Source organism: Lichenicola cladoniae, assembly GCF_013201075.1.
GTDB classification, from domain to species: domain Bacteria; phylum Pseudomonadota; class Alphaproteobacteria; order Acetobacterales; family Acetobacteraceae; genus Lichenicola; species Lichenicola cladoniae.
Genome location: NZ_CP053708.1, coordinates 4,105,107 through 4,125,820, shown reverse-complemented (window position 1 = coordinate 4,125,820; position 20,714 = coordinate 4,105,107). Strand labels below are relative to the sequence as shown.

The following is a 20,714-nucleotide window of genomic DNA, read 5'->3' as shown; positions in this document are numbered from 1 at the left end:
TACGGCTGGCCTGACCTAGGAACCCCCGGCACATGCTGCGGCCGATGGATATCTGGCGCAGCGCCATCGTGAAGCAGCCGGCCCGCGCGATCATCCGGGATGGCATCGATCCCGGCTCGATCGTCTGGCTTCCGGACATGCCCTCCGGCAGCTTCCGGGCCGACCCGTTCGGGTTGTGGCGCGATGGATGCCTGCACGTGTTTGCGGAGGCATTCGACTACCAGACCCGGCTCGGCCATATCGACCTGCTGGTGTACGATCGCGACCTCAACCTGCTCGAGTGCAGCGCGATTCTCAGCAAGCCCTGGCATCTCTCCTATCCGGTCGTGTTCGAGGCGGACGGCGAAACCTGGATGCTTCCGGAGGCTTACAAGTCGGGCACGCTGACCCTCTATCGTGCCGGCGCCAGCCTGTCGGAGTGGGAGCCGTTCTGCGACATTCCGCTGGATGGACCGGCCATCGATGCGACGCCATTCTTCCATGACGGTAAGTGGTGGCTGTTCTATTCGCCGTCGCACAGCAGGATCGGCAGGCGCGGCCATCTTCATGTGGCCTGGGCCGGCCATCCGGCCGGACCGTGGCACCTGCATCCGCGCAACCCGGTGCGCGTCGACCTGGGAAGCGCCCGTCCTGGCGGTACGCCCAGGCACCAGGATGGCATGATCATCCTGCCGGTGCAGGATTGCCGGTCGACCTATGGCGGCGCGATCCGCGAATTGTCGATCACGCGTCTCGACGAGACGAGCTTCATCGCAGACGACCGAACCGGAGTGGGTGCGGCCGGGTGGATGGCGCCTTTCACGGATGGCTTCCACACCCTGTCGACAGCCGGCCCGGTGACGCTGATCGACGTGAAGCGCATGGACGCGACCCTTGCCGGAAAGACGAGGCGGCTTCGTGGCATCGTGCGGACATGGCGGAGCCGATGAGGATCGGCTTTCTCTACAACCACGACGCAAGCCATCAGGTGCCGCACACGATCTCCATCGCGGCGGCACTTGCCGCGCGTGGCGTCGAAATCGAGATACTGACATCCAGCGACGAGCAACGGGCCGTGGCGACGGCACTCCTGCCCGCGGGCGCAACCGTGCAATTCACAATGCTGGATATCGGTCCGGTCAGCCGCGCGGCGGACCTCATCCTGCGTCACGTCGCCCCGTTCCGGCGGCTGGCGATCCTGCGGGAAAACCTCGACGTTCTTGCGCGGTTTGACGCGCTCGTGGTTCCGGAAACCACGTCCACGTTGCTGAAGACCCGTTACGGCCTGACATCGACGAAGCTGATCTATCTACCGCATGGGGCAGGTGACGGGGCAGTTGGTTTCCAGCCGGCGACACGGCACATGGATCTGGTGCTTCTATCCGGCGACAAGGTTCGCGACCGGATGTTGGCGCTCGGGCTGATCACCGAAAATCGCCATGCCATCGTGGGATATCCGAAATACGACCATTTCAATAGCGATCCGGAACCGCGACTGTTCGATAACGACAAGCCGACGGTCCTCTATAATCCGCACGTCAACCCGTTGTTGTCATCCTGGTATCCGCTCGGGATCGACATCCTGGACTGGTTCGCGTCGCAGGATCGCTTCAACCTGATCTTCGCGCCGCACGTCATGCTGTTCAAACGGCTGCTGCATACGTCGCTGGTCTATCGAACGATGGGATACCGCCCCGGCGTGCCGCGCCGCTTCCTGCATCACCCGATGATACGGGTGGACAAGGGCAGTCGCCGTTCGATCGACATGAGCTATGTCCGGGCGGCAGATATCTATATCGGCGATGCATCCAGCCAGATCTATGAATGGATCCAGCGGCCCCGGCCGGCGATCTTCTTCAACACGCGCCGAACCGACTGGCAGGGCGTTGCAGATTACCGCCACTGGGCGCTGGGAGACGTCATCGAGACGATTGGTGACTTGCCGGTGGCACTCGAGCGCGCAATGACGCGTCCGGATGCATTTGCCGCGGTTCAGCGACAGGCGGCCCTGGATACCTTCTCGATGTCCGCGCAGCCGGCAGGGGAACGGGCGGCCGATGCGATCCTGGCGTTCATGAGGACCGGACATCGATGAGACGCGCGCCGGCTTCGCTCGACATGCTGTTGCTCGCCGGGGGCGCGCTCGTCGCGTACCTGCTGCTGGGACCGATCCTGACGATCCCGCGGCACATCCCCCTCAACTACAACGAGGGATGGAATGCGTATTTCGACAGCCGCGCCGCGAACATGGAAACAGGACCACTCTATCCGGGCTCGGATAGCCTGGTCTTCAACAACTACCCGCCGCTGTCCTTCTATCTGGTCGGTGCCTTCGGCCGCTTCGTCGTCGGCGACATGATCGTGGCCGGGCGCATCGTCGCGCTGCTGTCGCTGCTGGCATCGGCTGGGCTGCTGGGCCTGTGCATCAGGCATCTCGGCGGCAGCGTGCGTGGCGGACTGACCGGCTCGGTCGTCTTCCTGTTGTTCGCCGGAACATTCTTTCGCGAATACCTGGCGATGGACGACCCGCAATGGCTGGCCCATGCGCTGATGCTGGGCGGCCTGGCGACGCTGCTGCGCGGCCACAGGTCAGGGACACTGCCGGCGCGTGATGTCGTCATGGCGGCCTTGCTGGTGCTGGCGGGCGGTTTCGTCAAGCACAGCCTTGTCGGGATTCCGCTGGCGGCGACCCTGTGGCTCGCCTGGTTTCATCCGCGTTCGGCAGTGATCTGGGTGGCGACGGCGATGGCCGGGCTCGGCGCCGGACTGCTGTTGACTCGGCTTGCGGACGGTCACGCTGCTTTCGACGACGTCCTCAGGCACCACCGGATTTTCCGGCTCTGGCGCCTGGTCAAGGCGCTGGGCCGGCTGGTGCCGCTGCTGCCGATGGGGATCATCGCGGTTGTCCTGTGGCGTGATCGGGGGAGGCGGGATCCGGCGGTCCTGTTCGCCGGACTGTTCACTCTCATCGCCGTGGTGACCGGCGCGGTCCAGCGCCTGGGCGAGGGGGTCTACTACAACGCCCATTTCGAAACCCTGATCGCGCTCTGCCTGATGACCGGCCTCGCCGTGTCGCGGGTCACCTCCACAGGGTTCGACATTCGCGACCATGCGTTCGGGCAGGGCGCCCTGGCGATTTTCGCGATTTTGCCACTGATCGTAACGGCACCGTGGCAGATAGGGCGGGCCTGGGACGACATTGCAGCGCGCCATGCCCGGGAGCGCTTGTGGCAACCGACGATCGCCCGTCTTGCCGCGACGAGCGGGCCGGCCGCCTGCGAGATGCTGTCGCTCTGCTACTGGGCGCACAAGCCGTTCACGATCGACTTCTTCAACCTGAACCAGAGCATCATGACCGGTGGGTCCATCGCGGCGTTCCAGTCAATGACGGAGCATCATCGACTGGGAATGATCGAGTACAGGCCCGGATCGTCCATTCACGAGGACGCGCTCCGGAAATTCGGGCATGATCCATTGATCGATATTGTCGGTCCCTTCTATACGCCGGTCCAGGCCGGCCCGGACGGTATCGTTCTGCTCGCCGCACGCGATCCCGCATGACGTGGGCTGCAGACGACACGAACCGCGGGATACCGGCCCGTTGTTGTCTTCTTCCATTGCAACGACGTAAACTGGACATGCGGCGTAACAAGACGAACCGCGGAGGAAACGTGCGTGTCCGTTGATAGTGGCATTATCGAGCAGATCTCGGACATCCTGAGGTCGATGAACGTACTGCCTCCGACCTACGCCGGAACGATTACCGAGGAGACGAGCATCACACGTGACCTGAAGCTCGACTCGCTGGCCGTGATGGATTTCGTCATGGAATTAGAGACACGGTTTGACACAATCATTCCGATCGACCGGCTCTCCGGTGTAGAAACCGTTGGCGACCTGGCGAAGTTGTTGGAAACGCAGCCGATTGCACACTCCCCTTCAGGGCTCGAATAGAATGCTGGGAAAACACGCCGGCCTTAAACTGGCCTATGCACGCCTGCGCGATGGCGGTCGCAACCCGTTCACGGTCGCGTTCGACGAGATCCTGTCTCCGACCGAGGCGCGGCTCGACGGTCGCTCCGTCATGCTGCTGGGAACCAACAACTACCTGGGCCTGACGTTCGACCCGAGCTGTATCAGCCGGTCGGTGCTCGCGCTGGAGACCGAGGGAACCGGCACGACCGGTTCGCGGATCGCGAACGGGACCTATGGGGGCCATGCGGCACTCGAGGCACAGGTCGCCAGCTTCCTCGGCCGCCGGCAGGCCATGCTGTTCACCACCGGCTACCAGGCCAACCTCGGCACCCTCTCCGCCCTGGTCAATCGCGACGACAACTTGCTGCTCGATGCCGACAGCCATGCGAGCATCTACGATGGTGCACGCCTCAGCGGCGCGCAGGTGACGCGCTTCCGCCACAACGACCCCGAGGACCTCTATCGCCGGCTGAAGCTGCTGAAGGAACGTCAGGAACCGCATCCGGACGTCGCCAGCCTGGGCGCGCCGAGCCAGAACCTGATCGTCGTCGAAGGCATCTACAGCATGCTGGGCGACATCGCGCCGCTGCGTGAGTTCGTTGCCGTCAAGAAGGAGATGGGCGCCTACCTCCTGGTCGACGAGGCGCATTCGCTCGGCGTGCTCGGCAAGCGTGGCCGCGGCCTGATCGAGGTCGCCGGCGTCGAGGACGACGTGGAGTTCATCGTCGGCACCTTCAGCAAGAGCCTGGGCGGAGTCGGCGGCTTCTGCGCGTCCGACGTGCCGGACTTCGAGCTGCTCCGTCTGGCCTCCCGTTCCTACATGTTCAGCGCGTCGTTGCCGCCGTCGGTGGTTGCCGGCGTCTCCCGCGCGCTAGAAATCATCGAGGAGCAGCCGGGGCTGCGCGATCGCCTCGGCCGGAATGCTGAACATCTGCATCACGGCCTGGCTTCGGCGGGCTTCGCGCTCGGCCCCACGGTCAGCCCGATCGTCTCGATCCGGCTGGCCAATCCGGAGATCGCGGTGCGCTTCTGGAACATGCTTCTCGATCAGGGGATCTATGTGAACCTGGCGCTTCCGCCTGCAACCCCCTCGAGCCAGTCCCTGCTCCGCACCAGCGTGAGCACCGCGCACAGCACCGAACAGATCAACCGGGCGATCGACGCGATGAGTGCCATCGGCCAGGAACTGGGCGTCGTGCCGGGCGTGACCGACCAGCTATACGCTGCTGCCGACTGACCCGGTTCCCCGCCGCAGCCGCCAGAGCAGCTGCGGTGCCGACAGGAGCGGGTGCCGGCGCTGCCATGGGCTGAGATCGAGCGTTCGTCCGGTATGTCGCCCGATCTTCCAGACGATGTAGTCCGCACCATTCTCGAACGTAAAGGCCGCCTTGATCAGGCGCAGCAGGTTGAGCGAACGGCCCAGGACGCGCCGGATGGCCCAGTCCAGCTCCAGGCCAAGTGGCCGCTTCATCGCCGGGCACAGGCGCCCCTCGTGGTCCGAGGCATCCAGCCCGAGATCGTGGAGCGACTGGACCAGGACCCGGTCGAACCAAGCCGCGTTCGTCTCGTAGATCAGCCCGCCGCGATTGGTCCGCTCGGGACGCAACTCGGCGCCATAGGTGCGGGCGAACAGCACCTGCCAGAACTGCGCCGGGGTGCCGCGATCCGGCCCGAACCGCACGGCCCACGATGCAGCAGTCCGTGCCGCATCTGCCAGCGTCGCTTCCACCCAGGAGCGGGTCGGCGCATCCGCCACATGGACCAGCGACACCGGCTGGCAGAAGCGCGCCCAGAGCGTGGTGTCGATCGACGCGGGTCGCATCCGGCGGGCGAACTGCCCGCGCGACAGGATCGCCACCTTGGCGCGAACCTGGTGGTCACCCAGCCTGGTCCGGACCAGCACCACGTTGGGCGGCAGCAGCCGGTTCAGGATCGCCGGCACGATTCGGCGATGGAAGCGCCGATGGCCGTCATGCAGCACATACAGGTCGAACAGTCCGGACGGATCGTCGCTGCGCCGGCACGAGCCATAGAACAGGATTGCCGCGACCGGGCCGGAGGATCGCAGGATTTCATCGACCAGGGCTTGCACCGCCTCCGGTGCGGGCCGGTCGAGCTCGACCGACAGGATCGATGCCAGGGCGCCGGTCAATCCGGGATGACGATCGTCACATGTCCGGGCGACGTCAGCAGCACGCCCTCGGGGCCGGGCTCGAAGAACTCGCCATCCAGCACGAACGGTCGCTCCAGCCTGACGGCAAGACGCGTGGCGCGGCCGGATCGGTAGCCCCAGCCCGACGCGATCGCCGACACGGCCCGGGCGATCCGGCCCGGCATCCAGTCACGGAGCTGGCGGATGACGATTGCGGGCAGTGCCACTGGCAGGAAACGGTGCGGCGCGTCGATTTCGAGCCAGGTAAGGCGGCCGGAGTCGGATTTCGAACCCCAGAAGGGCCAGAGACCGAGCATCAGGCTGTCCAGGGTGGTGACCAGCAACAGGAACTTGTGCCCGTCGCGGGCCGGGCGATTGTCGATGGCGGTCGATATCGGCGTGCCGCGGTGTATGGGCCCGCGACCGGTCAGCACGCGCAGGATGGTGGTCGCCAGCGTCAGGCCGACGGCTGCTCCCTGGTGCACGCCGCGCCGGTGGATCTGGTGGTCGGCGATCTGCTTGGCATCGGCAAACGCGCCGGCGCCCAGGAAGAAGCCGCGCAATGGCGGTCGCGATGGCTGGTTGATCCAGGCGACTTCCAGGAACGCACAGCGCTGGCGTCGGAGGCGGCCGGTTCGTGCGGCTTCGATCAACTGGTCCAGCGCCTGCGGCCCGCTCCCGTTGATGCCCAGCACTCGCGCGGCAAGATTGGTGTTCCCGGCCCGCAGGATCGCCAGTTCCGGCAGCATGTCAGGATACGCGGCGAGCAGCGCACTCATCACGTCGCGCAATGTTCCATCGCCGCCATTCACCACCACGAGGTCGATGCCGGACGCGGCAAACCCGTGCAGCGTGTCGAGAAGGGACTGGCGATCGGACGGCTGCGTCAGCACGACCCCGGGCGCAGCTCCTGGCTCGACCGCGGCAGCTGTCTGCCGATTGCCAAAACTGCGCGGGTTGCGGATGACCCCGATGCGTCGAGCGAGGGGAATGTCCCCTTGCGAGCGTATCGGTTCGAACCCGCCGATGCTTCCATCCGGCATGCTAGAGGTGTGGCTCCGTCGAGCCCTGCCGTTGCCGAAGCGAGCCCGCCTTGGCCGGAGACCATTGCATGCCGAACCGCACGTGACCTTCAGTCTTGCCCATCTCACCGATCCGCATCTGCCGCTGCCCGGCAGGATGCCGCCGCTGTTCCATCTCAGGCCAAAGCAGGAGTTGGCCCTTCTATCATGGCGGCGCAAGCGTCGCCTGATCTCGACGACGGTTCCGCTCGAGGCGCTGCTGGCAGACCTGGAAGCGCAGGCGCCGGATCATCTCGCGGTCACCGGCGACCTGGTCAACCTGGCCGCACCTGCGGAGATGGCCGCCGCACGATGCTGGCTCGAGCGGCTTGGGGAGCCGGATCGCGTCTCCGTCGTGCCGGGAAACCACGACTGCACGGTGCCGGCACCGTGGCCGGATGGGATCGGGCAATGGGAACCCTGGATGCGTGGCGATGCCGACCCCGGTCCAGGGGCTGCGCCGCGATTCCCATTTCTGCGCCGCCGCGGTCCGCTGGCGCTGATCTGCCTGTCGTCCGCCGTGCCGACGCCGTTATTCCTCGCCTCCGGCCGCGTCGGCCCGCAGCAGCTGCTACAGGCGGGGGCCTGGCTGCAGCAGACTGCACGGGATGGCCTGTTCCGCGTCGTCCTGATCCACCATCCGCCGGTGATCGGCGAGGGCGGCCGGCGCAAGGCGCTGCGCGACCGCTCGGGCCTGGCCGGCCTGCTGCGACGCCATGGCGCCGAGCTGGTATTGCACGGGCATCACCACGTATCCCGCCTGGCGTTTCTCCCAGGCCCGGCCGGACCGATCCCGGTCATCGGATTGCCATCCGCGTCCGCCGGCCTGGCCCGGCCGGAACTCGCGCGATGGCATCTGCATGGGGTCGAGCGCGATGGAGCGGGCTGGCGGCTCACCACCACGGCGCGGCGCTACGACCCGTCATCCGGACAGTTCCGCGCAGCCGGCAGTTGGACGCTCCGGATCGATAGCGCCGGACCAGCAGGCCCGGGTCAGTAGCGCAGGTGTATCGCGATCGCCGTGCCGCCGGGCTGTATGGCGAACTTCGCGGCACTGAACGGCGGCGGCCCGACCGGCGTCGGTGCGTCGTTCGAGAAGCCGTAGCCCTCGGCCGGCAAGCCCAGAAAGGTGCGGTCGAAATGATGATTGTTGTTCGCGTCGTGATAGACGGCAACGGCATAGGTCCCCGGGCCGGACACCAAGAAACACGCCTCCGCCTGCCGGCCTGCCGGTGTGACCCGCGCCTGGGCGATCCAGCCTCTATGGGCCATGAACGCTGCCGGCTTTTCGCCGTAGAGCGTCACCGAAACGGTCCCGTCGTCGTTCCGCAGCCCGGTCAGCGCGATATGCAGTTGCGTACCCGCCGCCCCGCCGGCCGCAGCCGGGCAGGCAACTGCGGTCTCTTCGGCAGCGTAGGCCGAACCGGGAAGGCCCACGCTGGACGCCGCCAGGCCGCACGCAACGATCAGCGCCGGGAGCAGATGATCCCGGGCAGGATGGGTCGCTCGCCGGGACAACGTATTCGCCAGGGTTTGCGGCATCTCGAAAGCTTTCATGATGCATGGCAGTTTGCGCAATTCCCGTCAGTCTGCAATCCCGGGGCCATGACAGTTCCGTCTCGATCGCAGCATCTCCGAACGTGCTGACGGACCGGCTCCCCCCGGCATGGAACAGGGTATGATCAGCCGGACACCGCCGTCTTTTCCAGCCCCGGACGGCTCCGCACGCTCGGTGCATCTGCGTCCGGGCGGCACGATCGGGCGCTACCTGCTGGCATCCCTGGCGCGGCCCTTCGCCGCGACGCTGCTGATCGTGCTGCCGGCGCTGTTGCTGGAACGGCTGCTGCGGCTGTTCGGCCTCGTGGCCACCCAGGATGTTCCTGCAGCGTCGGTCATGCGGATGCTGATCGACCTGGTCCCGTTCTATCTCGGACTGGCACTGCCCAGCGCCTTGTTCCTCGGCATCTATCTCGTGGTGGCCCGGCTCGATGGTGGCCGCGAGATCGACGCGATGCGCAATGCCGGCTTCTCGCTCGGCTGGATCGGACGGCCCTTCATGCTGATGGGCGTTCTTGTCGCCATCGGCGGCTTCGGCCTGTACGGCTACGTCCAGCCCTATGCGCGCTATGCCTACCGGGCCGCATTCCTGGCGGCGACCACGGGAAACTGGAACGGCACCATACCGCCCGGGGAGATCACCCGGGTTTCGCGAAACCTGCTGGTCACCACCGACCGGTCCGATCCGGTCACCGGCCGGATGGAGCATGTGTTCATCTACCAGCACCAGGCAGATAGGCATGAGAAGATCACCGTGGCCCCTGCCGGCCGGCTGCTGCTGTCGCCGGACCGGACCGAACTGCTCCTGGAACTGGCGCATCCCGAGCAGATGGACCGGGCGCCGGACGGCAGGACCACCATGCTGTCCTCGTCCGACACCACCGTGAGACGACCGTTCGTGCTGGCGTTGCCGGGCTTCCGTCCACGCGGGTTCGACGAGCGCGAGATGACGATCGGCGAGCTCTGGTCCGCCCGCCGGCAGGCGCATCCGGTCGTTCCACGGCGCGTGCTGGATGGTGAACTGCACAGCCGGATCGTGAGGTCGCTGTCCCTGGCGATCCTGCCGCTGCTGGCAATCCCGTTCGGCCTGGCCGGACAGCGGACCGGCCGGCCCTATCGTATCGTGGCCGGGGGCCTGATCCTGGTGCTGTACTACCATGCGCTGCAACTGGCCCAGTCCTTCAGCATCGCGGTGGGGATCGATCCGAGGCCGCTGCTCTGGGGCGCGCTTGCTCTGTTCGCCGCGGCCAGCGTTGGCATCTTTCGCCGCGCCGAGTTCCATGCCGGGGACGGGCTGATCGACCGCGCATCCGATGCGATCGAGAGCGGCTTGCGTGTGGTCGCGCGCAGCGTCGGGCGTCGCCTGCAGCCTGAACCGCGCGCCTGATGCTGCGCGCCTATCTGTCGAAGCTGTTTCTCAGCCGCCTGCTGGCGAGCCTGTTCGGGCTGGCCGCGATCCTGCAGCTGCTGGACCTGCTCGACCGCACCGGCGCCATTCTGACCCGCGGCGGCGCCGGCAGGGTCGGTTTCTACGTCGCCCTGCGGCTGCCGACCCTGCTGGGCGAGATGATGCCGCTCGCCGCCCTGCTTGGCGCGCTACTGACCTTCATGCGGCTTGCCGGCGGGCTGGAGACGACTGCGATGCGGGCAGCCGGTCTGAGCCTGTGGCACGTCCTGTGGTCACTGATGCCTGCCTGCCTGCTGGTATCGGGGCTGGAATTCGTGCTGCAGAACGAGGTCGCGCCCCGCACCGAGCGCGCCTTCGCCGACTGGTGGGCCGCGACCGCACCGGCGGATACACCGGCCCCGGACCGGGTCTGGTTGCGCAGCCACGGCGACGTCGCCGCGATCGCCGGCGTGTCGCCGAACGGCAAGCGCCTCACGGGATTGATGATCGTGCAGCGCTCCGCAGCGGGCACCCTGTCTGCGACCCTCGATGCGCGCTCGGCCGATTATGGCGGGGGACACTGGACCCTGCACGACGTCCAAATCGATCGGCCGGACCGCGACACCGCCGAGACGCGCCCCGATCTCCGGTGGCCGCAGGGGCCGTTGCCGGCCAACATGGCCGAGCTGGCCCGGCCGACGGACAGCCAGACCCTGGGACGGTTATCCGCCACCCTCCGGGGACGCTGGATCGGCGTGCATGGCGCCCCCTACTACCGGACCCAGTTGCAGAGCCTGATCGCGGCCCTGCTCGACCCGTTCCTGATGGTGCTGCTGGCCATGCCGCTCCTGCTGGCGCTGCCGCGATCCGGCACCAGCGGACTCGAGACGATGAAGGTGCTGACCCTCGGCCTCGGCGCCATGGCGGCTGCCGGATTGCTGCAGGCGCTCGGCAATGCCGGCACGCTTCCTCCGATCGTCGCCGCCTGGTCCGCGACCCTGGTGTTCGGTGTCGCCGGTGCGGTCAGGCTGCAGCAGGCCGAAATCGGATGATCGCCCGCGTGTCGTTTGCTTGACAGCAACCGATCGGCGCTGCACTCGAAGGCCATGATCTATTCCAGCTGGCGGAAACACGGTCGCAGCTTCGACCTTGGCCGCATGACGCTCCGCGATCTGGTCCCAGCTTACGCGAGCCATCCCGCCGTTCACGTCTATCTTGTCGGTGCGCTGATCAGCGGCGTGATCGCCGCATGCATCAGCCGCGACCCCTGGCATCCGATGGCTGCGATGGTGGCCACCGCGCTGGCCTACCCGGCCGCCTGGTACGGCATCCACCGCTTCATCCTGCACAGCCGTTTCCTGTATCGCTCGAAACTGACCGCGTCGCTCTGGAAGCGGATCCACTTCGATCATCACCAGGATCCGCACCGGATGGACGTGCTGTTCGGCTCGCCGCTCACCACCCTGCCGACCATCCTGTCGATCCTGATCCCGCTCGGCTGGCTGATCGGCGGTCCGGGCAGTGCGGCGGCGGCGGTATTCGCCGGGTTGCTGATCACCTGCGTCTACGAGTTCTGCCACTGCATCCAGCACCTGAACATCAAGCCGCGCAACCGGCTGCTGCGACGCATGAAGGAGCTCCACCTGACGCACCATTTCCAGGACGAGCACGGCAATTTCGGGATCACCTCGTTTGTGCTCGATCGCCTGTTCGGCACCTACTATGCGTCGGCGCGCGAGCGGAAGCGTTCGCCGCATGTGTTCAACCTCGGCTACGACCGTGCCGAGGCCGCACGGTTCCCGTGGGTCGCCACGCTGTCCGGTGGCCTGCCGCGGGACCATCCGCCGCGGCCCGGCAAGACCAGTTGAGCCAGCCCGTCGCGGGAACGGCCGCGGCTGGCAGCATCCAGATCGTCGCGGTCCGCAGCCGCGCCGACCTCGGCCGCTTCATCCGATTGCCGGACCGGCTGTTCCGCGCCGATCCATATTACGTGCCGCCGCTGCATTCCGAGCGCCGGGCCGCCCTGACCCCCAAGGGCAACCCGTTCTTCGGCCATGCCGAGGTCGAGTTCTGGCTGGCCTGGCGGGATGGCCGCGTGGTCGGGCGCATCAGCGCGCAACAGGACGAGTTGTCGACGAACAAGGATGCCGGGCAGTTCGGCATGCTGGTCGCGATCGACGACCCTGCCGTGTTCTCGGCCCTGATCCGCACCGCCGAGGCTTGGCTGCGGGCCCGCGGGCTTCGCCGCGTGCAGGGTCCGTTCAACCTGTCGATCAACGAGGAAGTCGGCCTGCTGGTCGACGGCTTCGATACCCCGCCGATGCTGATGATGCCGCACGACCCGCCGTACGCGGACGCGCGGCTTCGGGAACTCGGCTACGAGAAGGCCCAGGACCTCTACGCCTACCTGTGCGACACGACGGCCGCCCTGCCGCCGGCTGCGGCGAAACTGGTCGGCCGCGGCCTGCCGGCCAACGTCACGCTGCGGCCGATGCGCTGGGATGCCCTGGAAGCCGATATCGCGGCGCTGGTCGGGATCTTCAACGAGGCCTGGGTCGATAACTGGAGCTTCGCGCCGATCACCAAGGAGGAGGTCACGCACATGTCGCGTGCCCTGCGGCCGCTGCTGCATGACCGGCTGGTCTGGTTCGCCGAGGTGGATGGCGTGCCGGCAGCATTCGGCCTGTGCCTGCCCAACCTGAACGAGGCGATCCGCGACCTGTCCGGCCAACTGTTCCCGTTCGGCTGGGCCAAGCTGCTGTGGCGGCTGAAGCGGTCGGGCGTCAGGTCCGCGCGGGTTCCGTTGATGGGCGTCAGCCGGCGGTTCGACAACAGCCTGCTCGGGCGCCTGCTGCCGTTGCATATCGTCGAGGCGATGCGTCGCGAGGCGGTCGCGATGGGCATAACCTCGGTCGAGATTTCCTGGGTGCTCGAGAACAACGCACCCATGCGTCATCTGGCCGAGGCGGTCGGCGGGCGCAACTACAAGACCTACCGGGTCTATGAGAAAACGCTGCTCACGTGAGCCGTGACGATCCGGGCGAAACGCCGAAGCTGACTGCGCTGGTGCTTGCCGGCAGCCGCGAGGGCCGGGCGGATCCGATGGCGGTCGCCGCCGGCGTCGCCCACAAGGCGCTGTTGCCGGTCGCCGGGGTGCCGATGTTGCTGCGGGTGCTGCAGGCGCTGCGCGCCAGCCCGGAGATCGGCCGGATCGTTGTGGCGGCCCAGGGTGCGGACGACCTGCTCGCGTCGATCGTCGTCGTGCCCGGCACCATCGGCCGCGACGCCGCCGGCTCACCGAGCGGCACGGTTGCGACGATGCTGGAGGAGTTCGGGACGCCGCTCCTGGTCACCACCGCGGACCATGCCCTTCTGACACCGTCGATGCTGTCCTGGTTCGTGGCTCGTTGCAGCGATCCGGCCGATGCCGTTGCTGCCGTGGCCGGTGCCCAGACCATCCTCGCGGCCTATCCGGACACCAGGCGCACCTGGCTGCGGTTCAGGGATGGACGGGTCAGCGGCTGCAACCTGTTCATGTTCCGTACGGATAGGGCAACGAATGTAGTAGAGTTCTGGCGGTCGCTGGAGCATGAGCGCAAACGACCGCTGTCCATGGCCTGGCTGGTTGGCCCGGTCGCCCTGCTCGCCTATATGTCGCGACTTGTCACGCTCGGCATGATGGTGCGGCTGCTCGGGCGTAGAACCGGCACCATGCTCGGGGTCGTCAGGATGCCGTTCGCGGAAGCGGCGATCGACGTGGACACTCCGGCTGACCTTATTCTGGTCGAGGCCATCATCAGGACAGCACCGGCTGGCTGAACGGCCTTTGGTTTGACGATGACGCAGGAGGCGGATACGGGTTTCTCAACGATTGCTCTCCATCGCGATCGCACCTTGGAGCAGAACGAAATGTTGGGGTGCACCCCCACTTCCAGCGGCCTGTCGCCGTGCAATGGCGACTTCCCGACGCTACTCGAGGCTCTCGATTATGCGGCGCAGGGCGATACCGGCCTTAATTTCTATTCCGTTCGCGGCGACCTGACCGCGGCGCTGCGCTATGGCGTGCTGCGTGACGAGTCGCTCGACCTGGCGCGTCGCCTGCTCGGTCGCGGGCTGGCGCCGGCGGAACGCGTGGCGATCATTGCCGAGACGCACCCGGATTTCGTACGCGCTTTCTTCGCCTGCCAGTATGCAGGATTGGTGCCCGCCCCGCTGCCGCTGCCGCAGGCCTTCGGTGGACGCGCCACCTACGAGGCGCATATCCGGCGCCTGGTGGTCGAGGCCAGGGCCACCGCATTGCTCGGGCCGGCTGCACTGATCGACTGGCTGCGGCCGCTCGCAGCCGAACTGGGTCTGCGTCTCTGTTCCACCGTCGCCGAACTGGCCGACATCGTACCCTCGTGGGCGCCGATGCCGTCGACCGGCCCGGATGACGTCGCCTACCTGCAATTCTCGTCGGGCAGCACCCGGTTCCCGATCGGCGTGGTGGTGCTGCATCGTGCGCTGATGGCCAACCTCGCCGGGATCCTGAGCCATGGGCTCCAGATCCGTCCGGGCGACCGGGCGGTATCGTGGCTGCCATTCTATCACGACATGGGACTGGTCGGGTTCCTGCTCAGCCCGATGGCCGGCCAGATCAGCGTCGATTTCCTGGCGACCGCGGATTTCGCGAGGCGCCCGCAGCTCTGGCTGTCGCTGATCTCCCGCAACCGCGCCAGCATCTCCTACAGCCCGAGCTTCGGCTACGACCTGTGCACCCGTCGCGAGCGCCAGGCCAGCGCGCTGGAACTGGACCTGTCCTGCTGGCGGATCGCCGGCATCGGCGGCGACATGATCCGCCCGGCCGTGCTGGCGGGCTTTGCCGACGCCTTCGCGCCGCACGGGTTCGACGCTGGCAGCTTCCTGGCCAGCTACGGCATGGCCGAGGCGACGCTGGCGATCAGCTTCGCGCCGATCGGCCTTGGCATCGAGACCGACATTATCGATCTCGACCGGCTGGAGCAGGAGGATATCGCAGCCGCCCCCGGCAGCGCGGACAGCCGGGCCCGGACCGTGGTCCTGTGCGGCCGGCCCCTGCCGGGCCACGAGATAGAGATCCGGAGCGACGCGGGCGAGCCGTTGCCGGCCCGCCATGTCGGCCGGATCTTCGTGCGCGGCCCGAGCCTGATGCTCGGCTACGACCGACGCTCCGAGGAAACCAGCGCCGTGCTGTCGCGCACCGGCTGGCTCGATACCGGCGACCTGGGCTACGGGCTGGACGGTGCCCTGGTGATCACCGGCCGCGCCAAGGACCTGATCATCATCAACGGCCGCAACATCTGGCCGCAGGACCTCGAATGGACGATCGAGACCCTGCCGGAAGTACGGACCGGTAACGTCGCCGCCTTCTCGATCGACGAGAACGGGCGCGAGGTGCTGATCCTTGCCGCCGAGGCCCGGTCGCTTTCGGACGAGACCACCAGCGAGACGCTCACCAACGCGATCGCCGACACCATCCGAGCACAGCATGGCCTCGATGGCCGCGTGGTGCTGCTGCAACCCGGCACCCTGCCGTATACCTCGTCCGGCAAGCTCAGCCGGTCCGCGGTCCGTCAGCGCTATCTCGCAGGATCGCTCACGGCCGCCAGTCGGGCGTGACCCGGCCCGTCGCCGCCGTCACCGGCGGTACCGGCTTTCTCGGCCGGCACGTCGTCGCGGCTCTCTGCAAGGCGGGCTGGGAGGTCAGGCTGCTGGCGCGCCGCGATCCGGTGCATCCATTGCTCGCCGGCTGCAGGTTCGAGGTGGTGCCGGGCGATCTCGGCAACCCCGGATCGCTGTCGCGTCTGGTGCAGGGCGCCGATGTAGTCGTGCATGCCGCCGCCCTGGTGAAGGCGAAGGGGGCGGCCGAGTTCATGGCCATCAACCGGGACGGCACCGCCAATCTGGCGGCGATTGTCGCCCGTGACGCACCGACGGCGCGTTTCGTGCTGATTTCGTCGCAGGCAGCCCGGACCCCGCACGTCTCGGCCTATGCGCGGAGCAAGCGCGCCGGCGAAGAGGCGACGCAGGCGGCCCTGCCTCTTGGAAACTGGGTCATACTGCGTCCCTGCGTAGTCTATGGCCCTTGGGATCTGGAGGGCATCGCCACCCTGCGCCTGGCCAGCCGCCGGACCGTGCCGGTTCCGGCCGCACCGGAGCCACGCATCGCGATGGTCCATGCGCACGATGCGGCCGCATCGGTCGTGGCCCTGTGCGGCCCCGGTCCTTCCGCGGTCGTCTACGAGCTGTCCGACGAGCGCACCGACGGCTACGGCTGGCGCGAGATCGTGGAAACCGCTGCCCTGCCGTTCGGCCGGATGCCGCGGTTCCAGCCACTGCCCGACCTCGCCTTCCTCGGTGCCGGCCTGGCGACCGATGCCTGGGCGTCGATCACCCGAAAGCCGGCGGTGTTCGGTCGTGGTAAGGCGCGCGAGATCCTGTATCGCGACTGGGGCTCCGATCGCGTACTGCAACCTCCGGCCGAACTCTGGCGGCCAACGATCGGGCTGAAGGAAGGGCTGGCCGAGACGGTCGCGTGGTGGCGGAGCGAGATGCAGGCCGGTTCCGCCTGATCAGTCGGGTGGATCGGCTGTCGCGCCGGCTGAGGCACGTGTCGCATCGATGCGCGTCGTGCAGCCGCTATCCTGGTAGCTGTCCAGGAGCGAGGTCCGCTTCTTGCCCGAGCGGGTCGTGCTTTCGACCCCGGTGAGGCGGTCGCCGACGATCGTGCCGTTGATCGTCCGTGTCCCGTTCCCGTCGCGCATCGCGATCTGGCCGCCCGGATCGACGTTGCCGTCGAGACGACGACGCCGGTGGTGCGTGTGAATCCAGATATGGTTCCCGGCGACCTCGAACCGGACCGAATGCACGCCGCTCCCACAGCCCTGTTCCCCGGTGTCCGGGGTCTGCGTTCCCGTGTAGATGCCGTCGTAGCGCGTCGTCGGTTGATCCGCCGGACCCGGGGCTGCGCAGGCGGACAGCGACATCGCCGCGAGCACGCCGAGCAGCCGGCCGGTCGAGGGGGCAGACACGATCGGCATGGTCATCGTCATCCTCGCTCCGGTCCGGTGCCGTCAGGTCATGCGCACGACGCGCATCGCGGCGATCCCGAACAGGATGGCGGCACAGGCGGATGCGATCAACATCGCCACCGCCATGCCGACGGCACCGAACAGCGGCAACAGGATGATCATCGCAACGATCAGGCAGGCGGTTGCGGCGGCCTGCAGGAGCAGCGCCCGGCCGGCATGCCCGACCGCGATCAGCAGCGGCTGGAACCCGACCGCCGCCAGGTCCACCGCGGCCGCGCATCCCAGCACCTGCAGCGGCAGGGTGGCGCCGGCGTGACCGTCCCCGGCAATCAGCCTGAGCGCCGGCGGCCCCAGCACCACAACCACCACCACGACGCCGCCGGCCGCGATGGCCAGGTGGGTGAGCTGGCGCACCAGATGCCGCATGGCTGGCTGGACCTGGCGGACATGCGCCCGCGCCAGTTCGGCGAACATCGCGCGCGCCGCCATGTCCGAGATCCGTGCGATCGACTGGCTGAGCTGGAACGCCAGGCGGTAGTTGCCGGCGGCGACCGGCCCGGTCGCCAGCCCGACGATGAGCACGCCGAACTGCTTGCCGACCGCCTCCAGCGTGGTGCCGGCATTGGTCATCCAGGTGAACCGCCACAGGCCCGCGTTTTCCGCTGGCGCCTGCCAGGCTCCGCTCAGGCTCGGCAGCGAGACGGACGGTGCCGCGATCCTGCGGGCCATGAACCAGTAAACCATCGACGTCGCGATCTCCGCGGCACCCCAGGCGATCAGGAACCCGGTGATCGACGGGTGGATCGCCACGACGACAAGGCTGCCCACGAAGCGCATAATCGGCGTGGTCGCGTCCGCCGCCGCACCGACCGCGAACCGGTCGAACAGGCGCAGCACCCCGACCGGGGTCGAGCGGACCGACAGCAGCATCACGACACAGAAGGCCAGGGCGGTATGCGACAGGCCCAACGACCAGCCCAGCACCGGCCCCAGCAGCAGCACCCCGATCGTCGACAGCACGCAGCCGGCCGCGGCGGCCGCGAAATCGATGGCGGTGCAGAAAGCGACCACCCGCCGCAACCGCTCGAAATGGCCGGCGGCCAGGTGCGCCATGCCGTGACGAACCACGATTTGCCAGGACTGGAAGCTGACCAGTGCCGCGATGGCCTGGCCGGTCGCCAGGATGAGGGTGAACTGGCCGAACGCTTCCGCCGCCAGGGTCCGCGCGGTGAGCGCCAGATAGACCAGGCTGAGCACCGCGCCGACGCCCTTGCCGGCCAACAGCCAGCCGATGTTGCGGAGCACCGACCCGAAGGTGCCGGTCGGTCCCGGTCCGGCAGGGATTTCAGGCGCGGCGTTCATGGGCGTATCAGGCGCCTGGCCTTGCGGACCGGTACAGGATGAACATCGCCTTCCTTTATATCGCCGAAGCCTACCAGTGCTACCACGGGGCCGCGGTGGCACTGGAGCTGGCCGGTCGGCCCGGCGTGCGTGTGGTGAGCTACTACAACGATCCGGACGCACCGGCGCATCTCGAGCGCATCCGTCTCGCCCATGGCGCACCGCCGATGCCGACCCGTCGCCTGCGCCGGTCGCTGCCGGCCAGGCTGGTGCAGTGGGTCCGGTTCCTGGGCATGGCGAAAACCCTGGTGCTCCTGGCCAACCGGGCCGAGCTCGATCGTTACGATGCGATCTTCGTGGTCGAGGATACCGCCGCCCTGGCGAGGCGGATCGGCATAAGGCGGCCGAAGCTGATCTACAGTCCGCATGGCACCGGCGATCGCGCGCGCGGGTTCGACCGGTCGGTCGCGGTGTTCGACTTCGTGCTGCTCGCCGGATCGAAGACCGCCGACCGCATGCTGCGGGAAGGGCTGGTCCGTCCGGACAACCACGCGGTGACCGGATCGGTGAAGCTCGAGACCGCGGAGCGGCTGCGCGCCACCCTGCCGCCGTTGTTCGAGCATGACCGGCCGATCGTGCTCTACAACCCGCACAAGGCACCTGCCTTCTCGTCCTGGCCGCGGTTCATCGAGCCGATGATCGCGCAGTTCCGCGAGCAGGACCGGTTCAACCTGCTCGTGGCACCGCATGTGAAGCTGTTCCGGCGACGCAGCCAGCGTCTGCGGGACGGGTGGAGCCGTCGCAGCTCCGGCACCGTGCTGATCGATACCGGATCGGAACGGTCCGTCGACATGAGCTATACCGCTGCTGCCGACATTTATGTCGGAGACGTCAGCAGCCAGGTCTACGAGTTCCTGTCGGTACCTCGGCCGTGCGTGTTCATCAACGCGCACAAGCTATCCTGGCGCGACGATCCGAGTTTCGCGCACTGGCACCTGGGCGACGTGATCGAGGACCCGGCCGAACTCATGGACGCGATCCGCGCCGCACCCGCGCGGCATGCGCTGTATCGCGACCGGCAGGAGACGATGGCCGCACTCTCGCTTGGCCGGCGCGACCCGGGCGCTGCGCACCGCATGGCCGATGCAGTGCTGGCGTTCATGCGCCGGTAGCAGCAGCACTGATCGTTTCGGTGACCGGATCGAGCCGGTTAGGTTTTATACCATGATAAACTCACTACTTTAACAGGAACTGCTTCGGGCAAAATAATGCCGCGCCAACATCGAAGAGTTTCCAATGCTTGTATTTCTCACTGGTGCGACCGGCTTCATCGGATCCCGCATCGTCCCAGAACTTCTGGCAGCCGGACACCAGGTTCTCGGCCTGACCCGATCCGACGCCGGGGCTCGATTGCTCGCGGCCGCCGGTGCGGAAGCACATCGTGGCACCCTGGAAGATCTCGACAGCCTTCGCGCCGGAGCGGGGCGAGCGGACGCAGTGATCCACGCCGCGTTCGACCACGACTTCACGAACTTTCTCGCCAACTGCGACAAGGACCGCCGTGTCATCGAAGCTCTGGGCGCCACTCTCAAGGGCTCCGAACGGCCCCTCATCATCACATCAGGAACCGGGATGGGTGACGCCGGGCTTGGCGAGCCTGCGACGGAGGATGTGTTCGACGCGACCAACCGCAATCCGCGCGTTGCATCCGAGATCGCCGGCAATGCGCTGCTCGAGGCGGGCGTCGACGTGCGCGTGGTCCGGCTTCCCCAGGTCCATGACACGGTGAAGCAGGGGCTCATCACGCTGTCCATTGCAATTGCGCGGGAGAAAAATGTCGCAGCCTACGTCGGCGACGGTGCCAATCGCTGGCCGGCAGCCCACGTGCTCGACGTGGCGAAACTCTACCGACTTGTTTTGGAGAAGGGCCAGAAGGGTGCCCGGTATAATGCCGTTGCCGAGCAGGGCATCTCTGCCCGCGAGATCGTGGAAGTGGTCGGCGCGGGTCTCGGCATGCCGGTGGTGTCGCTATCTCCCGAGGAAGCACAGACGTATTTCGGATGGTTCGCGATCTTCGCGAGCATGGACCTTCCGGCTTCCGGCACATGGACCCGTGGACAACTGGGCTGGGAACCGACCGGGCCTGACCTGATCGCCGACCTGCGCCGGATGGATTACTCTGCGTTGGTAGCGGCAGCGTAGGGTCCGGACCA

The 20,714-nt window shown here is 67.3% G+C and carries 20 protein-coding genes; 15 read left to right on the top strand and 5 right to left on the bottom strand.

Annotation, left to right across the window (positions count from 1 at the left end):
* Positions 1 to 32: 32 nt before the first annotated feature.
* From HN018_RS18650 to spt, 5 genes are all read left to right on the top strand, one after another.
* Complete coding sequence (locus HN018_RS18650) at positions 33 to 929, top strand: glucosamine inositolphosphorylceramide transferase family protein (RefSeq protein WP_204259576.1); 897 nt, start codon at positions 33 to 35, stop codon at positions 927 to 929.
* Positions 914 to 2,074 (top strand): hypothetical protein, encoded by a 1,161-nt coding sequence (locus HN018_RS18645; protein WP_171835117.1) that lies wholly within the window; start codon positions 914 to 916, stop codon positions 2,072 to 2,074. The genes HN018_RS18650 and HN018_RS18645 overlap by 16 nt, the downstream gene beginning before the upstream one ends.
* Positions 2,071 to 3,540 (top strand): hypothetical protein, encoded by a 1,470-nt coding sequence (locus HN018_RS18640; protein ID WP_171835118.1) that lies wholly within the window; start codon positions 2,071 to 2,073, stop codon positions 3,538 to 3,540. Before HN018_RS18645 ends, HN018_RS18640 begins: the two co-directional genes overlap by 4 nt.
* Positions 3,541 to 3,654: 114 nt before the next feature.
* Positions 3,655 to 3,933, top strand: coding sequence for an acyl carrier protein (locus tag HN018_RS18635; RefSeq protein WP_239478820.1), 279 nt, complete (start codon positions 3,655 to 3,657; stop codon positions 3,931 to 3,933).
* A gap of 1 nt (position 3,934) precedes the next feature.
* On the top strand, positions 3,935 to 5,191 hold the full coding sequence (gene spt / locus HN018_RS18630; RefSeq protein ID WP_171835119.1) for a serine palmitoyltransferase: 1,257 nt from the start codon (positions 3,935 to 3,937) through the stop codon (positions 5,189 to 5,191).
* On the opposite strand, the gene HN018_RS18625 is transcribed toward spt, so the two are convergent.
* Together HN018_RS18625 and HN018_RS18620 are read right to left on the bottom strand one after the other, a co-directional pair.
* Positions 5,171 to 6,106, bottom strand: coding sequence for a hypothetical protein (locus HN018_RS18625; RefSeq protein WP_171835120.1), 936 nt, complete (start codon positions 6,104 to 6,106; stop codon positions 5,171 to 5,173). The two genes, spt and HN018_RS18625, sit on opposite strands and share 21 nt — an antisense overlap.
* Positions 6,103 to 7,149 (bottom strand): diacylglycerol/lipid kinase family protein, encoded by a 1,047-nt coding sequence (locus HN018_RS18620; protein ID WP_172443493.1) that lies wholly within the window; start codon positions 7,147 to 7,149, stop codon positions 6,103 to 6,105. The genes HN018_RS18625 and HN018_RS18620 overlap by 4 nt, the downstream gene beginning before the upstream one ends.
* 82 nt (positions 7,150 to 7,231) lie before the next feature.
* Between HN018_RS18620 and HN018_RS18615 the strand changes: the two genes are divergently transcribed.
* Positions 7,232 to 8,167, top strand: coding sequence for a metallophosphoesterase family protein (locus HN018_RS18615; RefSeq protein WP_171835122.1), 936 nt, complete (start codon positions 7,232 to 7,234; stop codon positions 8,165 to 8,167).
* Here HN018_RS18615 and HN018_RS18610 read toward each other — a convergent pair.
* On the bottom strand, positions 8,161 to 8,709 hold the full coding sequence (locus HN018_RS18610; RefSeq protein ID WP_171835123.1) for a DUF2141 domain-containing protein: 549 nt from the start codon (positions 8,707 to 8,709) through the stop codon (positions 8,161 to 8,163). The genes HN018_RS18615 and HN018_RS18610 overlap by 7 nt on opposite strands.
* Positions 8,710 to 8,833: 124 nt before the next feature.
* Between HN018_RS18610 and HN018_RS18605 the strand changes: the two genes are divergently transcribed.
* From HN018_RS18605 to HN018_RS18575, 7 genes are all read left to right on the top strand, one after another.
* Positions 8,834 to 10,111 carry an LptF/LptG family permease gene (locus tag HN018_RS18605; RefSeq protein ID WP_171835124.1) on the top strand — a complete coding sequence of 426 codons (1,278 nt, stop codon included), beginning with the start codon at positions 8,834 to 8,836 and terminating at the stop codon, positions 10,109 to 10,111.
* Positions 10,111 to 11,163, top strand: a complete 1,053-nt coding sequence (locus HN018_RS18600) for an LptF/LptG family permease (RefSeq protein WP_171835125.1) — start codon at positions 10,111 to 10,113, stop codon at positions 11,161 to 11,163. Before HN018_RS18605 ends, HN018_RS18600 begins: the two co-directional genes overlap by 1 nt.
* 54 nt (positions 11,164 to 11,217) lie before the next feature.
* On the top strand, positions 11,218 to 11,979 hold the full coding sequence (locus tag HN018_RS18595; RefSeq protein WP_171835126.1) for a sterol desaturase family protein: 762 nt from the start codon (positions 11,218 to 11,220) through the stop codon (positions 11,977 to 11,979).
* Complete coding sequence (locus HN018_RS18590; protein WP_171835127.1) at positions 11,976 to 13,136, top strand: dATP pyrophosphohydrolase; 1,161 nt, start codon at positions 11,976 to 11,978, stop codon at positions 13,134 to 13,136. Before HN018_RS18595 ends, HN018_RS18590 begins: the two co-directional genes overlap by 4 nt.
* Positions 13,133 to 13,930, top strand: a complete 798-nt coding sequence (locus HN018_RS18585) for an NTP transferase domain-containing protein (RefSeq protein WP_204259575.1) — start codon at positions 13,133 to 13,135, stop codon at positions 13,928 to 13,930. Before HN018_RS18590 ends, HN018_RS18585 begins: the two co-directional genes overlap by 4 nt.
* Before the next feature lie 90 nt (positions 13,931 to 14,020).
* Positions 14,021 to 15,748 carry a fatty acyl-AMP ligase gene (locus HN018_RS18580; protein WP_171835128.1) on the top strand — a complete coding sequence of 576 codons (1,728 nt, stop codon included), beginning with the start codon at positions 14,021 to 14,023 and terminating at the stop codon, positions 15,746 to 15,748.
* Positions 15,745 to 16,701 (top strand): NAD-dependent epimerase/dehydratase family protein, encoded by a 957-nt coding sequence (locus HN018_RS18575; protein WP_171835129.1) that lies wholly within the window; start codon positions 15,745 to 15,747, stop codon positions 16,699 to 16,701. The genes HN018_RS18580 and HN018_RS18575 overlap by 4 nt, the downstream gene beginning before the upstream one ends.
* Here HN018_RS18575 and HN018_RS18570 read toward each other — a convergent pair whose 3' ends face one another.
* Together HN018_RS18570 and HN018_RS18565 are read right to left on the bottom strand one after the other, a co-directional pair.
* Positions 16,702 to 17,181 (bottom strand): hypothetical protein, encoded by a 480-nt coding sequence (locus tag HN018_RS18570; protein ID WP_171835130.1) that lies wholly within the window; start codon positions 17,179 to 17,181, stop codon positions 16,702 to 16,704. It abuts the gene before it with no gap.
* A 21-nt stretch (positions 17,182 to 17,202) separates the two neighbouring features.
* Positions 17,203 to 18,522 (bottom strand): lipopolysaccharide biosynthesis protein, encoded by a 1,320-nt coding sequence (locus tag HN018_RS18565; RefSeq protein WP_171835131.1) that lies wholly within the window; start codon positions 18,520 to 18,522, stop codon positions 17,203 to 17,205.
* A 38-nt stretch (positions 18,523 to 18,560) separates the two neighbouring features.
* Between HN018_RS18565 and HN018_RS18560 the strand changes: the two genes are divergently transcribed.
* Both HN018_RS18560 and HN018_RS18555 read left to right on the top strand, forming a co-directional pair.
* Positions 18,561 to 19,673 (top strand): CDP-glycerol glycerophosphotransferase family protein, encoded by a 1,113-nt coding sequence (locus HN018_RS18560; protein WP_171835132.1) that lies wholly within the window; start codon positions 18,561 to 18,563, stop codon positions 19,671 to 19,673.
* Positions 19,674 to 19,797: 124 nt separating this feature from the next.
* Complete coding sequence (locus HN018_RS18555; protein WP_171835133.1) at positions 19,798 to 20,703, top strand: SDR family oxidoreductase; 906 nt, start codon at positions 19,798 to 19,800, stop codon at positions 20,701 to 20,703.
* Positions 20,704 to 20,714: the final 11 nt, after the last annotated feature.

Coding starts and splice junctions, on each gene's coding strand:
- HN018_RS18650 (WP_204259576.1), top strand. CDS start 33: ATGCTGCGGCCGATGGATATCTGGCGCAGCGCCATCGTGAAGCAGCCG.
- HN018_RS18645 (WP_171835117.1), top strand. CDS start 914: ATGGCGGAGCCGATGAGGATCGGCTTTCTCTACAACCACGACGCAAGC.
- HN018_RS18640 (WP_171835118.1), top strand. CDS start 2,071: ATGAGACGCGCGCCGGCTTCGCTCGACATGCTGTTGCTCGCCGGGGGC.
- spt (WP_171835119.1), top strand. CDS start 3,935: ATGCTGGGAAAACACGCCGGCCTTAAACTGGCCTATGCACGCCTGCGC.
- HN018_RS18620 (WP_172443493.1), bottom strand. CDS start 7,149: ATGCCGGATGGAAGCATCGGCGGGTTCGAACCGATACGCTCGCAAGGG.
- HN018_RS18610 (WP_171835123.1), bottom strand. CDS start 8,709: ATGCCGCAAACCCTGGCGAATACGTTGTCCCGGCGAGCGACCCATCCT.
- HN018_RS18605 (WP_171835124.1), top strand. CDS start 8,834: ATGGAACAGGGTATGATCAGCCGGACACCGCCGTCTTTTCCAGCCCCG.
- HN018_RS18600 (WP_171835125.1), top strand. CDS start 10,111: ATGCTGCGCGCCTATCTGTCGAAGCTGTTTCTCAGCCGCCTGCTGGCG.
- HN018_RS18595 (WP_171835126.1), top strand. CDS start 11,218: ATGATCTATTCCAGCTGGCGGAAACACGGTCGCAGCTTCGACCTTGGC.
- HN018_RS18580 (WP_171835128.1), top strand. CDS start 14,021: ATGTTGGGGTGCACCCCCACTTCCAGCGGCCTGTCGCCGTGCAATGGC.
- HN018_RS18570 (WP_171835130.1), bottom strand. CDS start 17,181: ATGACGATGACCATGCCGATCGTGTCTGCCCCCTCGACCGGCCGGCTG.
- HN018_RS18565 (WP_171835131.1), bottom strand. CDS start 18,522: ATGAACGCCGCGCCTGAAATCCCTGCCGGACCGGGACCGACCGGCACC.
- HN018_RS18560 (WP_171835132.1), top strand. CDS start 18,561: ATGAACATCGCCTTCCTTTATATCGCCGAAGCCTACCAGTGCTACCAC.
- HN018_RS18555 (WP_171835133.1), top strand. CDS start 19,798: ATGCTTGTATTTCTCACTGGTGCGACCGGCTTCATCGGATCCCGCATC.